This is a genomic window from Planctomycetota bacterium (assembly GCA_035384565.1).
GTDB lineage: Bacteria > Planctomycetota > PUPC01 > DSUN01 > DSUN01 > DAOOIT01.
The window spans coordinates 35,538-50,273 of record DAOOIT010000008.1 but is presented as its reverse complement, the minus strand read 5'-3'; the positions used below and the strand labels follow the sequence as shown (position 1 = coordinate 50,273).

Below are 14,736 nucleotides of genomic sequence, written 5' to 3'. Positions count from 1 at the left end.
TCACGGGGCCGGGGCGGTCGTGGGCAACGTGAGGTCGGGCGGGGGCAGGGTCCCCTTGCCTCCGCAGTCGGGGCAGGTGATGTTCTTGGCGCCTTTGCAGCGGGCGCAGGGCGTGGTGGTGGCGAGGGTGCCCGTCCCCTTGCACTTGGAGCATTCGAGGTGGCCGTCGCCCTTGCATTTCGAGCACCTGACCCGCCCGTTTCCGCCGCACTCGTTGCAGGGCAGGCCAAGGGGCCCTCTGCCCGTGCCATTGCAATTTGCGCATCGCAAGAAGCCGGTTCCGTGGCAGAAGCCGCACCGGCCGCCGCCCTTGCCGCCGCATTGATCGCAGTCCTGGCGTTCCACGCGGGCGATGCCCTTGCCGTCGCAGTCGGGGCAGGAGATGCTCTTGGCGCCTTTGCAGGTCGCGCAGTCCCTGGGCGAGAAACGGTCGAGGAGAGCGGTCTCGCGGGCCACGTCGGCGCCGCCGGCGCGCGCGGCGGCGAGACGTTTGCGGGCGCCCTCATAGTCGCGCTCGGCGAGGAGGAAGAGGGCAAGCTTGGCCTCCGTCTGCGCACCCGCGGCGCCGTAGCCTCGCAGGGCGAACTCGAGGACGTCGGCAGGACGAAGGTCGCTGAGGCGGCGGGCGATGGTGAGGCGCTCACTGACCTTCATGACGAGCTTCTCCTCGTCCGCTTCCACGACATCGCCGCCGATGCCTCCGAGGCGGATCTTCTCCCCTGGCTTGAGCTTGCGGAGGCCGATGCCTGCGGTGGTCCAGACCTCGGTGACGGTGCGGACCAGGTGCTGTAGGTCCTTGACCTCTTCGCGCACCGAGGCCAGCGCCGGGTTGACGGCGGCAGCATCCACCTGGGTGCGGGCTTCGCGGAACTGGTGGGCCGCCAACTGGTCGAGGATGGTTCTGGCCTCTTTCACATAGGTTGCCCTGGCCGCGCGCCGGGCCTCGACCAGACGCTTGCTGTGCACCTCGTCAATCGCGGTGAGGGCCTCCTTGGCTCGGGAGGCGATCTGGAGCACCACGCAGGAGGCGAAGGCGCCGTAGAGGGCCTTGGCCTCGTCGAGCTGGCCCTTCTCGATCAGGTCTTTGCCCTGGGCGTCGCGGGCGTCGAAGAGGGCGAGGGCGCGCTCGCGCCACTGGGCCTGGAGCTCGAGGAGCCGCGCGGCTGCGGCGCGGGTGCGCAGGGAGGCGGGGAAGGCGTCCAGCAGGGCGAGGGCCTCGTTGATCTTGCCCTCCTCCAGCAGGGCGGTGCCGCGGGGGATGCGGTCCTGGAGGTCGGCAGAGGCGGCCTTGTCCGCCTGCTCCTGCACGCGCTGGAGGCGTGTCTCGGTCTGCTCCAGGAGGTCCAGGCCCTCGCGCGGCAGCTCGGCGCGCCGCGCGGGCGGAAACTCGTCGAGGATGTTCTGAAGCTTTGAGGCCAGCCCGAGGAGGTCGCGCGGGTTCTGCTCTTCGAACTTGCCGGCGAGTTCGACCGCCCGGAGGAGGTCGCGCAGGAGCCGGTCCGCCGCCGCGCGCCGGCTCGTGTCCACGGCAGGCGTCCCGGTGGCCGGCGGCGGGGACACCACGAGGCTGCTGTTGCTCTCCTGTGCGCTGCCCTGGCCGCCGGGGGGCCTGCGGCGCTGCGAGCGCAGGACGACGAAGGCGAGTGCGATGAGGACGAGCAAGACTCCGGCCACGGCCATGTGGGTGGCGGTGTGCGAGGCGTGCCGCCTGGGCGCCACGTGTTTGTGGGCGATCGGCTTGGGCGCCGGGGGACGCGGTGCCGCGGCCGCGCTTTCGAGGGCCGCGACGACCTCGGCCGGCGTGGCGTAACGCTGGGCGGGGTTCTTGGCGGTCATCTTCTCGACCACGCGTGCCGTGGCGGCGGAGACGTCGGGCCGCAAGCTGCGGATGGGGGGCAGCGGCTCGGCCACGACGGCGGCGGCGATGGCCATTGGGTTGGCGCCCTTGAACGGCAGCTCGCCCGTGAGCATCTGGAAGAGGGTGACGCCCAGGGAGAAGATGTCGGCGCGGCAGTCAATGCCGGGCTCGGAGCGGATCTGTTCGGGCGCCACGTAGGCGGGGGTGCCGAGGAAGCGCTCGTCGTCGGTGCCGTCGGGCGCGCCCTGGCCGATGGCCTTGGCCAGGCCGAAATCGGTCACGCGCACGCGGCCGTCGGGCGTGACGAGGATGTTGTCGGGCTTGATGTCGCGGTGGATCAGGCCCTTCTGGTGGGCGTGGTCGAGGGCGCGGGCCACATCGGTCGCGATCTGGAGGGCGCGGGCCTCCGGCAGCGGCCCCTCCCGAGCGATCAGCTTCGCCAGCGTGTCGCCCTCGGCGTACTCCATGGCAAAGTAGTAGAAGCCCTGGCTCTCGCCCACGTCTATCGCCGACACGATGTTGGGGTGGCTCAGGCGTCCGGCCGACCGGGCCTCGCGGAGGAAGGCTGCGACGAAGTCGGCGTTGCGCGCCAGCCGGGGCGAGAGGACCTTGAGGGCGACGAGCCGGCCGAGCTCCTTCTGGCGCGCCTTGAAGACGCTGCCCATGCCGCCCTGGCCGATCTTCTCGAGGAGCTCGAAGCTGCCCAGCTCGCGCGGCACTTTGGTGGCGACCTTGCTTGCCGCGATGGCCTGGTGAACGAGGGCGACTTGGCGCTCGTCGAGCAGCCCGCGCTTGAGGAGGACGTCGGGCGCGGCGGCCGAGCCGCCCAGGGCCTCGATCTCGCGGAGCGTGGCCAGGGCCTGGCCCGCCTGGTCCTCGGTCAGGTAGCCGCTGGCGACGGCGAACCGAATGAACTCCTCGTCCCGCGCGCTCGGCATCGGGCCGCCTCACTTCGTACTCAAGGGATGCGCGTGAGCAACACCGCCATGGCCCAATCTCAACTATACGAGCCGGCTGGCGGGAAATCAACCGGGGCCTGGACGGACCCTAGCTGCCGCTCCGCTTGGTCATCTTCAGGTAGTTGCCTCGGGCGGGACGCGGGCGGTGCTCGAACTCGGTCATGTAGTCCACCGCCGTGGGGAAGGCGGCGCGGCTGAGCGTCTTGCCGTGGTCGGCTAGGCGGATGGCCACGGCATCCTTGTGGCACAGCACGAGCATCTGGATGGTGCCGTCGCTGTTGCCCTCGTAGGCCTTCTGATGAATGACCGTGCAGACCTCGGCGATGGCGGTCTCGAGGCGCGCCCGCTCGATGTCCGTGTAGCCGCTCCAGGCGGGCAGGCTGGCGATGAGCCGCTGCACGGCCTCGAGCACGCGCGGCTGGCACGGCACGGTGAGTTCCAGGGGGGCGCCGGTGCGCGGCCGGCCTGGGATGGCCTGCGCAGCCGGTGTCACGCCGTAGACGGCCCCGCAGTGCGGGCAGCGGAAGCGGCCGGCCTGCGCGAACTCCAGCGTCACGCCGCACGTCGAGCAGTCCGACCGCAGCGGGAAGGTGCCGGGGGCCGAGGGCGCCGCCTCTGCCGCCGGCCGCTTCTCGGGCGCCGGCGCCGCGGCGCGTTCCTGCGGACGGGTCAAGTGCTGCCGCGCTTCCTCCAGGGTGTTGAAGATGGGGAGCACGCTGTTCACGCCCACCATCTCGATGATCACCAGCACGCGATGCTGGGGGTTCACGAGGACCAGCTCGCCGCCCGCGTCGCGGAACTGGTCGAACTGGATCACCAGGTCGCCAATGGCGGTGGAGTTGGCGTAGGTCACGCGCTCCATGTCCAGGACACATCGCGTGTTGCCTTCGCTGATGACCGACTTGAGCTTGCTCAGGAAGGCGTCGCGCGTCGGCTGGTCGAGCGCCCCGTCCAGACGCACGACCACGCCCTTCTCCACGCCCTGAAGGGGTTCGACCTGAATATCCAGCGTGCTCATCAATGCACTCCCTGGGGTTCGGCTGCGCGCCCCGCGCCCGAAAAACGCCGTCGGCCATATTACATCCGGACTTCGGGGGTGTCAAGCGGCGTTCCCTGCGGATCGCAACGCTTGCCTCAGTGGGCGCGTTCGGGTATCATGCCGTGCCGTTGGCCGTGGCGGCGGGTGTCGTTTCCGCAGCGTTTCGAGTGATGGGGCTGCCTTGCTGCGACTCTGTGCTCTGGTTGGGCTCCTCGTGGCAGTGTGGGCCTGCCCCGCAGTCGCCGGCGAATGGCCCGGCTGGCGTGGCCTGGAGCGCGAGGGCCGCGCGGAGCCAGGCAACTATCCCACCCAGTGGTCCGCTGAGAAGTGCATCCGCTGGAAGACGCCCATCCGTGGCAAGGGCCACTCCTCGCCCATCGTCGTTGGCGACTCCGTGCTCGTTGCCTCCGCCTATGCTGCCGCCGAGGGCGAAGCGCTCAGGGTTGTTCGGCTTTGCATCTGGTGGGGCATCTCTGCTGTCGTTCTCGCCTGGAGCGTGCCATTCGCCTTTGCGGCGTTCCTGCGGCGCCCAGGGCCTACGATACGCCAGGTCGCAGGCGCCGCTCTCTGTTGCGTCGCTGCGGGCGCCTTCGCCAGGTGCGCCACCGCAGCCTTCTTCGACTTCGGCGCTGGCGAACCCTCCACGGACGCACGTATGGAGAGCTGGTTGTTGACCGCCAACATGGTCTCGCTCTCCTTGATTCTGAGCAGCTTCGCGCTGGCCGCCCGGGACAAGATGCGGCTGGGGCTTGTTTTCGTCGCTCTGGTGTTCTCCTCGTTCGTCATCCTGGGTCGTCCGATGCCCGAGTACTTCGATCTGCGCACGCCCGGCCGCTATGGGTCGGCGACGCTTCACGCCGCCGCAATCCCACTGGGCATCGCAGCGGGGCTGCTGCTCTTGGTGCTCTTGGAAGGCCAGTCCAAGCCCCAAACGCAGCAGCGGCAAGGGCGGGCGGGGTCCTTGCAGATCATCCTGGGAATCATGGTTGTCGCCGGGACGGTTACCGGGGGCGTCATGCTGGCCCGGATGCTGCCGCCTGCTACGATCGTCACCATTTGCGGCGTGGCGTGGTTTGTGCTCAGCCTGTTGGGCTGTGGCCTCCCCAGCATCTACCCACGCGGGCGGTGGCTCGCCGCGCTACTGGTTCTCGCAGGTGCCCTGGGGTTCAGCACCCGCAACTACCTCGGCGTGAGCAAGGAACTGGCCAGGGCCGTCATCTGTCTCGACCGCGAAACGGGCGCCGTCAAGTGGACCCGCGAGGGACTTCACGGGCCTCAGCCGCCCATGAGCTACCGCAACTCGCCGGCCACGCCCACCCCCGTCAGCGACGGTGAACGAGCGATCGCCTGGTTCGGCTCCGCCGGCGCCATGTGCACCGATCTGTCGGGGAAGATGCTCTGGACAAGCCGAGACGTGCCGTTCGACGACGTGCACGGTGTCGGCGCGTCGCCGCTGCTCTGCGATGGCTTGCTTGTCATCCCCGGCACGCAACCTGATGCGCCCTACGTCGCCGCACTGGACGCCGCGACGGGCAGGCGCGTGTGGACAGCGGGCCTTCGCCCCTGGCCGGGCGGCGAAGGCCAGGCCCGAACGCCAGCGGTCGCCACGGTTGAGGGCAGGAAGCTCCTGCTTGTCTGGGCGTGGGACGGGGTGGGCAAAGAGGACCTCCTCCGCGCCCTGGACATCAAGTCGGGCCAGGAGGTGTGGCGCCACCCGGTTGCCACCCACAGCGAGCAAGTCGCCAGCGCGGTCTCCGATGGCGACACCGTGTTCCTCGCGACCGCTCGTCGGGTGCAGGCCCTGAGCCTCTCGAAGCTGGGCGGCGGCCAGGAACCGACCGTGTGGGCGACGGAACTGAGGTGTCGGGGCCAACTCGTGGCCTCGCCCGTGCTTTCCAACGGCCTGCTCTTCGTCGTCTCAGCCCACCGCGACGCCCACTGTCTCGACGCGAGGACGGGGGAACTGCTCTGGAGCCGGCAGCTCAACGGCCGGGGCTGCATGGCCTCGCCCATCGCGGCCGGCGGCGCGGTCTACTTCCCCGACGTCTCGGGCAAGACCACCGTGGTCGCCGCGGAGCGGGCCTTCCGCAAGCTCACGGAGAACGAGCTTGGCGAGGCGATCTGGGCCTCACCGGCCCCCGTGGCCGGTCGCCTCTACGTGCGTACGACGGGCCACCTGTGGTGCATCGAGGAGAAACCGTGACCAGACCGCCCAAACCCTTCAACCTCTTTGCTGCCGAAGTACAGTACTGGCGGCTCGATCCGCAGTGCTGGCGCAGGGTGCTCGAGGCCGCCGCCGATGCGGGGCTGCCCGGCATCTCGAGCTACGTGCCCTGGGAAGTGCATGAGGTGGAGAAGGGCCACTTCGACCTCGACGGCTCGACGGATCCGCGCCGCAACCTGATCGGCTACCTGGGGCTGGTGAAGGAGGTCGGGCTCAAGCTCGCCTATCGCCCCGGCCCCTTCGTGTGCAACGAGATGGCCTGGGGCGGCCACCCCCGCCGCATCGTGACAGGCGACGTGGGGATGATGGTCTGGCAGGCCGACAACGCGCCCGCGCCCGGTTACATGCTCCAGGCCAAAGAGGGCTGGCAGCCGTCCTATCTGCACCCCGCCTACCTCGACGAGGTGCGCATCTGGTTCGCCGCGGTGGATGCTGTTGCCCGCGACTTCACCGCGGCGAAACGCGGCCCCATCGCCACCTGCAACCTCGATAACGAGGTGAGCTACATCGTCCGCGACAGCTTCTTCGGCGCCGACTATAATCCCTGCGTCGTCGGGCGCGGCGGACTCTATCACCAGTGGCTCGCAAGAACCTACGGCTCCCCCGACAGGCTGCCCTACAAGCAGCGCGTGGCCTCCTTCGAGGACGTCGAGCCGCCGCGAAAGCTGGAGGGCGTCGAAGCCAATCTCCGCTGGTACTTCGACTGGGTGGCCTTCAAGGAATGGCTGATGGCCGAGTACCTGAAGACCCTGCGGGCGATGCACGAGGAGTGCGGCCTGCGCGGTGTGAGCTACTACACCAACATCAACCCCCACCGCCCCGAGGGTGTGCCGACGAACTTCGCCCGCTTCGCCGAGGGCACCGGCGGCCTGGTGGGCTACGACTTCTACCGCAACCCCTGGCTGAGCTACTCCGGCTACTCCTCGATGGCCCGTGTGCTCAAGCTGATGAACGCCACGCTCCCCGTCACCTGGTCGGCCGAGTTCATGGGCGGCTGGTGGTTCGTCAACCTCCAGGGCAACCGCGTGCCGCGCAACCACACCGAGTTCATGAGCCTGGCCGCGATGGCCAACGGCTGCCAGGCGATCAGTTGGTTCATGTTCCACGACCGCTACTCGTGGGGCGACGCGCCCGTGAGCCACATGGGCCACCGCCGCGAGAACCACGAGGCCCTCCGCAACGTCGTCGCCGTCGCGCGCGGCCTCAAGAAGTGGAACTCGCTGAAGCCCGTGAGCGATTTCGCCATCGCCTACTATCGCCCCTACATGTGGCACAGCCACCTGGGCGACCCGATGCCGTGCGCCGACAACGACCTGCACGTGGGCGAGCCCGTGCTCTGGGGCGAGAAGGCGGGCGCCGCCGTCGCCGAATACGAGGGCCTCTTCCGCCTCGCGGGCCAGGCCGGCTACCACGCCGCGGCCGTGGACATTTCGGACGCCGCCGAAAAGCTCGCCGAGCACAAGCTCGTCTGGCTCGCCGCTGAGCCATTCATCGAGGAGAGCGCTGTCAAGCTCCTGGCCGCCTACGTCCGCAAGGGCGGAGTCCTCGTCGTCAGCCACACTTGGCCGCGTGTCAACCTGGCGGGCCAGCCGCTCGACTTCCTCGGCCTCGGCGGCCCGCCCGCCAGACCCCGCAGGCTCGGCAAAGGCAAGGTTATCTGGTGGGGCGGCTCTGCCGCCGCCGAGCCGGGCAAGGAAGATCCTCAGGTCGTCGCCCAGGTGAAAGCATTGGTGGCTGAACTGATCGGCCAGCCTGTTGTCGCGGCCTCGTGCCCGCCCGTCACCACCATGCACTCCAGCGAGGGGCGGCGCACGGCCGGCGAGGCGGAACCGCACAACCTCGTCGAGGCCGTCCTCCATCGGACCCCCGGAGCGAAGGTGCTCTACCTCCTCAACCACCACGACCGCGCGGTGAATGCCGCTGTCGCGTTCCGCCGCATGCGCTCCGCCCGCCTCGTCGAGATCGGAGGCGCAGGCGAAGTGTATCGCGTGTCGGCCGGCGTGTCGGTGATTGACATTGACCGCAAGAGCGCCCGAGTGTTCAGGATCACACAATGAAACGCCTCCTCCTGCTGCTCCCGGTTGCGTTCGTGGCCAGTTGCCTGCCTCGCCCGCCCGCGGCGAAGCCGCAGGGGCCGCCGCCGCTGCCCATCCTCGGGCCGACGGCGCTGATGGCCGACCCGGGCGACGGCAAGGCGTTCCTGCGGTGGAATCCCCAGATCGAGGACAAGCGGGTCGTCGGCTGGCGGGTGCGAGGGCCTCAAGGCGATGGCCCCGTTCTCACAGAGCCAGCTTGCGTCATGGCAGGACTGACCAACGGCCAGACGTACCGCTTCACCGTTGTAGGCGTGCTGAATGACGGCCGCCTCACGCCGCCGAGCAATGAGGTCACCGTCACGCCCCGAGCCGTCGGCACGGCCAAGCTCTCCGACCTGCGGGCGTGGTCGTGGGACGCCCGCACGGGCAACCTGTCGAAAGCCGACCGCAGCGATTCACTCTCCTTCGGCGACCACAAGGACGTGCCGCTCCTCGCCCACCCGGTCCGCGTCACCTTCCCCGACGGCCAGGAACTGGTCTACGACCGCTTCCGCCCGGTGGACTGGAAGACGCGGGACGGCGAGCATCTGCTCTACCCGCGGCACTTTGGGAACGGCCTCGACATCGGGCGCTTCGACAATCGCGGCCTCGCCCTCATCATCCCGCCCCAGGGGGCCAGGCAGGTGGAGCCGAGCGAGGACGTCGCCCACTCGCCCGCGCGGCCCGTCAACCCCGACTACCGCGATGCCCAAGCCGGCACCGCCCACCCTCACATCACCGACCCGATGACGCTGCCGCTCGAGCGCTACCACCACGACGCCCAACCGCGCTGGTTCCCGCCGCAGGCCGAGGGCGACCGCGTGACGTTCCACTACTGGCAGCCGCTCACGATGATGGGCTATCGAGCCTGGGTCTTCGTGCGCGTGTGGGAGACCTGGTGGCCGATCGAGCGCGACCGCCACGGCACCCGCTACCACGGTCTCGCCCGCCTTATCGAGGTCGAGGTGCCCAGCGCCTGGAAGCATGGCTACCAGGTGATGCTCAACAACGGCTTCGGCCCGGGCGGCTCCCGCAAGGGAGTCACGAGCTACAACACCGGCTTCCGCGAGCCGGGCCGCGAGATCGTGGACTTCTCGGGCGACCGTAACCGCGTGGTCTACTTCCAGGGTCCCAAGCCGCCCCGCCGCGCCGGCGGGTATCATCCGAGCCAGGACTGCCTTCAGGCCCAGCCGCTCATCTTCTACGACTGGCCGGCCGGCTCGCTCACCATCACGGCCCGCAGCCTCTACTACCACGCCTCGCAGAACTCCGCCAGCTATCCCGAGCAGGGCGCCGACGGCGTGTGGCCGAGTCTCGCCTGGGACCTCGGCCAGGCGGGCCAGCGGGTCGCCGTGGACACCGTCGAGTACCTCTACACCGCCGACAAGACCCAGCCGCTGCCGCAGCGCTACCTCAACGCCCGGTGTGAAACCCTCGCCGCCGTCTCCGAGCGGATGGGCGTGCAGGACACGCTGGCCGCGACCAATGTCACCGGCACCCACTGGGGCGCGAAGGGCGACGGCGGCCCCGCCCCCCACGCCGAAAAATGGGCCAAGGCCCTGCAAGGCTCCCCGTGCGACGGCTTCTTCAACTACCACGAGTTCTGGCACGCCGTGCCGATCACCGTGGACGACGCCTATCGTCTCGACGAGACCCACGACTGCAATCCCCAGATCAAGGCCATGTGCGACAAGCTGCGCGCCGCGGGGCTCAACCCCGGCTTCTGGTTCCGCCCCGAATTCGTCAAGACCGCTGTGCCTACCGCGCTCAGCGACCGCATCCCCACGGCCCGCGCCTACTACGGCTACGACTGCTGCCGCTATCCCGACGTGCCCACCCTCCTCGCCGAGCGCGGCATCCCCCTCTTCCGCGAAAACACGCACTGGGTCCGCCGCCAGCGCGACGGCTCGTGGCCCGTCAACACCCCCTACCAGTGGACGCCCATGAGCTTGGCCACGGGCTGGTGGGACCGCATCATGTGGCCGACGCTCGCCATGAGCCGCAGGCTGGGCTTCGGGTGGCTCCTCATGGACGGCGGCTTCGGCGGCCTGTCGGGTGTGGACTACGCGCCCATGCTCAACGGCGAGGCCGACAGCGCTGTGCCGTGCCAGCCTTTCTGGTGGCGGATGTTCCGCACCATGCACCACATCGGCATGAAGAACTTCGGCGAGTGCACCCTCGGCTGGAAGGCCGGTTTCACCAATCTCGTCGGCGAGGGCGATGAGCATTTCCTCTGGATGTTCAGCTTCTCCAGCATCTGGGGCGCCCCGCCCAAGACCGCCGAAGCTGTCCACAAGGTCTACCAGCTCTACAACGGCCTCCCCATGCCGAACCCCTGGGAGAAAGAGGCGGCCGAGATCGCGCCCGTGCGCCGCTTCGCCCGCGACTTCTACCGCCAGCACCGACCGCCCGATTGGATCGAGCTGCGCGACCTCCGCCAGGGCGAACCTGTGGCGCTCAAGGCCAAACCCAAGGACTCTCCCGTCGCCGGCGGCGCCACCCGCATTGACGACAAGGACCTTCCCGCCGAAACCGTCCGCCCCTGGACCTGGTCCGACGCCATCTGGCACTACGCCGACGGCACGTCGGTTGCCTACCCTGCCTATGAGAGGATTGGGAAATGAGCAGCGCTGTGGGGCACGCGGCGATGGCTTGCCTGAGCCTGGCGATTGTGGCGGCCAGCGGGGCCGAACTGGTGACGAGCAACTTCGAGTCGGCCGGCATCAGCCGCTTCCTGGCCGATTGGGACAAGCCGGCCCCCGGGGCGCGCACTGTGGACGCCGCGAACCGGGCCGTGTTGCTGCGCTTCCCAGGCGCGGCGGAGAAACTTTGGGCCGAGGCCGCCAAAGGCCAGAAGATCGCCAAGGCCGAGGTTGTCCTCACCTACGAGGGCTACGAACTCAGCCCCAAGGGCTACATCTGCCGCTACGGACTCGGCGAGAAGAAGTGGAAGGAGAACCCGCCCCAGTGGCACATCGTGGCCTGGCCGCTCCGCCTGCCCTGGAAGGCCGACGCCAAGACGGGGCCGACCTTCAATGCCTTCGCGGCCGGCGGCGGCTACTGGACGAAGTACGGTGCGGGCGACGCGCGGAGGGACCGCTTCCCGACCCGCCTCGGCCCCGCCGAGCTTTCCACCCAGTGCCCCGAGGGACGGCTCGACGTGACGAGCGTGCTCAACGACCCCGCCTACGGCAAGAGCCTGGGCGAACGCCTCCGCCTCATCGAGCAGTGCGGCTTGCTCCTCAAGAAGCTCGAAACCCACGACTTCCGCTACGACGAGTGGTGGAGCGCCTACGAGTGGGCCAACCCCACCGGCGGCCACGGCCTGACGTTCAAGGACGCCCGCCTCGTCGTGACATTCGCCCCAGGCGACAAGCCCGAAGGCACACTCCCCAAGGCCACGGACACGATGTTCCTGGCCTGGGACAGCTATGTTCGGGACACGAAGCCCACCGCCATGCTGCCCTCGCCCGAACAGCTCCAGGCGATGGCGGCTAAGCACGCCTTCACGAGACCGGCCTGGATGCCCGACTGGCAGTGGCAGCGCGTGAGCGACCTGGCCACCCACCCGGGCGACCGCATCGGTGCCTGGCGCCAGAAGCTCCTCTCCGGCGACCCCGCCGACTACGCGAAGGTCGTCGCCGAACTCCTCTCCATCCCGCCCCGCTTCTGGCAGGGATGGGGCATCCAGGACGACCTGCTCCTCTGGTATCTCTACCGCGACATGCTGCCCGAGCCCGTGCTGGACAGCATCCGCGAGTACTGGGACGCCTGGCTCATGCCCGACATCCCGACCGACCAGTTCTTCCACGCCCAGAGCCAGAAGAACGACGATTACTGGAAGGCGACGAAGGACTGGCGTGGCCGCAAGAGCTTCTTCCGCGACGGCTACAACTACGTCATCTCGACAATGAACTTCAACCACACGGCCGCGATGGGCGCACTCCTCGGCGGCCACATCATCGGCTCCGAGCGGGCGATGGCCGACGGACGCCACGGCCTCGAACACCTCCCACTCCGCCTCTGGGCCTGGTACGACGGCACGACCCAGGAGTCCATTGACCACTACTACTTCTCGATCACACTCAGCGGCCAGAAGATGTTCGCCGACTTCGGGCCGACCCATCTCGATCGCCTGATGGGCCAGAGCATCCTCGCCAAGTCCGTCGAAGAACTCACCTCGTCGTGGCACCCGAACCTGCGGCGCTTCATCAACACCTCGGGCCGCACCGGGCTCTCGTTCCTCTGGGCCACGCAGGGCGGGCTCGAGCACATCATCCATACCCTCTCCCGCAGAGGAGCGATGCACGACGCCGACAACAAGGACCTCTTCGGCATGCCCCGGTTCAATCTTGATGCGCCCGCAGGCCGCATTGCACTCCAGACCATCAACGGCCCCTGGGCGCCAGAGTGGGCGGCGAACATGGTGGACGAGAAGCCGCTGCCCTACGAGATGACCGTGACGCAGAAGGACTGGGGGCACTTCGCCCAGACGCCCCTCTGGAAGCGCTGCTACCTCGGCAAGCACTATGGCCTGGCGAGCACCGACGTCGGCCGCTTCGGCTCCGTGCCCGTCATGGCCCAGTGGCAGCGCACGAAGACGCCCGTCGAGAAGCTCCAAGAGGTCGGCACCCTCCTCGTCCGCTACGGGATGAACACCACGAAGCTCCTCACCCAGGGCGGCGGCGTCGTGCCAATGCAGGGCGGCAGCCTGGTTACGCTTCAGCACAAGAGCAAGATGGTCCTCCTCAGCAGCCCGCTCTGCCGCCTGGGCGAGAAGGACAAGGAGCCGCCCGAGGTGAAGAGCCTCCAGACCACTATCGCCCTCTTCACCTTCGAGCCGCCGCCAACCTGGGAGTTCTACGTTGACGGCGAGCGGATCAAGAGGCTGCCCGTGGCTGTGAAGGCCGGGCAGCGAATCGCGTTGAAGGACGGCGTGAGCTGGGTCGGCCTCATCCCGCTGCCCTCGACCGATCTCGGCCGCGACGCCGAGGTCGTCATCAGCGCCGATGGCGTCGAGGAGGAGCTTCAGGGCGGCGGCAAGGCCAAGCCCACGCTCCTCATTCAGCAGTACAACTACAGGTCAGCCACGCCGCTCGCCAAGTCGGGCAAGTCGTGGGAGGAGATTGACCAGGCCTACGGCGGTTTCATCATCGAGGTGAGCGACGAGACCGAACAGAGCTTCCGCTCGTTCCAGCGCCACCTGCGCCGAATCGAGACGAAGACCCGCTGGGATGCCGAGAAGAAGACCCTGCACGTCCTCCACAAGAGCGGCAGCGACACTTTCGAGTTCGGCTACCGCCCCGAATACCAGGTCTTCTTCGACAAGGGCGTGCCCACCGACCAGTGCTTCCCCTACCGCGTCGTGAACGGCAAGTGGCCCTATCTGGTGAAGGGCCTCGACCGCGACAGCACCCTCACCCAGCAGGGCACGACGGGGCGGCTGGAGAAGAACGGCGCCGTGCTCACCTGCGAGCCGGGCCGCATGGCCTACCTCCAGACCGAGCCGCTCAGCGGCACCTACGCCGGCCTCAACCCGCTTCCCTCGCCCACCCTCTGGTCGCTCAGCGTCCCCGGCGGCATGACCATCACGGCGGATGGCCGCGTGAGCATGCTCCGCGTCATCGCCCAACCGAAGCAGAACAAGCTGACTGTGGACTACGCGGTGAAGGGTGACCAGAACACGCCCGACATGGCGACGGCGCTGCTCGTCTTCGGCCCGCGCTCGGCCCCTAGCGTCGAGCTGAACGGCAAGCCTGCGGCTGGCACGGGCTTCCAGCCCGTGGGCGGCAAGCGGGCATTCGTAATCCCGTTGGCTGACGGCCCTGTGCCCAATGGCCTGGAGGAGCGCCTCCGCCGCGCCCGGGAGGCGCTCGGCGCAGCCGCGAAGGAGGGCCGCGGTTTTTTTCTCCATGACTGGCACGTCGCCGGCCCCTTCGCCGTGAAGGACGACGAGCGGCTCTGGGCCGGCGTGAAGGCCACATGGTCACCCGAGCAGGGAGTTGACCTCAAGGCGACGTACGCGGGCATGAACCGCGTGGACGGCAAAGAGGTCGAGGTGCCCATCCGCTGGCAGCGGGCGCTCAAGCCCGGCCAGCCGCCGATGGGACCGGGGCCGGTCAGCCTGGCGGAACTGATGGCGCCCACCCGCGGCGCGTGCGCGTTCGCCTACACCAGGATCGTCTCGGACCGCGATCGCGAGGTCACGCTCTACACGGGGAGCGACCAGTGCCTCGCCGTCTGGCTCAACGGCCAGAAGGTCCTCGAACGCAACCTCTACCGCGCTGCCGAGCCCGACCAGGATAAGACGAAGGTCGCGCTCAAGAAGGGCGAGAACACCGTCCTCCTCCGCAGTATCGGCGGTTGGGAGGGTTGGTCCTTCTACTTCCGCCTCGGCGACGACTATGGGTTCCCCATCACCGAGGGGCTCACGTTCGGACTGGGCAACGCCCAGTAGGACGGTGTTAGGTGTTGGTTGTCAGCTGTTGGGGTACGGAGGAGAGAGCTTCCTGCTTGCGTCTTCCTCTTACCCCCAACACCTAACACCACTCAAGCACACGGAATGACCCCAAGCTAGGAGA

General features: G+C 68.6%; 6 protein-coding genes. 4 read left to right on the top strand and 2 right to left on the bottom strand.

The window, feature by feature from the left end; all coding sequences use genetic code 11:
* The gene (locus PLE19_04665; GenBank protein HPD14215.1) at nucleotides 1-2,796 is read right to left on the bottom strand and encodes a protein kinase; all 2,796 of its coding nucleotides are present in this window, start codon (nucleotides 2,794-2,796) and stop codon (nucleotides 1-3) included.
* A 109-nt stretch (nucleotides 2,797-2,905) separates the two neighbouring features.
* Nucleotides 2,906-3,835, bottom strand: coding sequence for an anti-sigma factor antagonist (locus tag PLE19_04660; GenBank protein HPD14214.1), 930 nt, complete (start codon nucleotides 3,833-3,835; stop codon nucleotides 2,906-2,908).
* Between the two features lie 202 nt (nucleotides 3,836-4,037).
* Here PLE19_04660 and PLE19_04655 point away from each other — a divergent pair, with 202 nt between their 5' ends.
* Genes PLE19_04655 through PLE19_04640 form a run of 4 tightly spaced genes read left to right on the top strand, consistent with a single transcriptional unit; the run spans nucleotide 4,038 to nucleotide 14,612 of the window.
* The gene (locus tag PLE19_04655; GenBank protein HPD14213.1) at nucleotides 4,038-6,059 is read left to right on the top strand and encodes a PQQ-binding-like beta-propeller repeat protein; all 2,022 of its coding nucleotides are present in this window, start codon (nucleotides 4,038-4,040) and stop codon (nucleotides 6,057-6,059) included.
* Complete coding sequence (locus PLE19_04650; GenBank protein HPD14212.1) at nucleotides 6,056-8,137, top strand: beta-galactosidase; 2,082 nt, start codon at nucleotides 6,056-6,058, stop codon at nucleotides 8,135-8,137. The genes PLE19_04655 and PLE19_04650 overlap by 4 nt, the downstream gene beginning before the upstream one ends.
* Nucleotides 8,134-10,779, top strand: coding sequence for a hypothetical protein (locus PLE19_04645; protein ID HPD14211.1), 2,646 nt, complete (start codon nucleotides 8,134-8,136; stop codon nucleotides 10,777-10,779). The genes PLE19_04650 and PLE19_04645 overlap by 4 nt, the downstream gene beginning before the upstream one ends.
* Complete coding sequence (locus PLE19_04640) at nucleotides 10,776-14,612, top strand: hypothetical protein (protein HPD14210.1); 3,837 nt, start codon at nucleotides 10,776-10,778, stop codon at nucleotides 14,610-14,612. Before PLE19_04645 ends, PLE19_04640 begins: the two co-directional genes overlap by 4 nt.
* The last annotated feature ends 124 nt before the right edge of the window (nucleotides 14,613-14,736 follow it).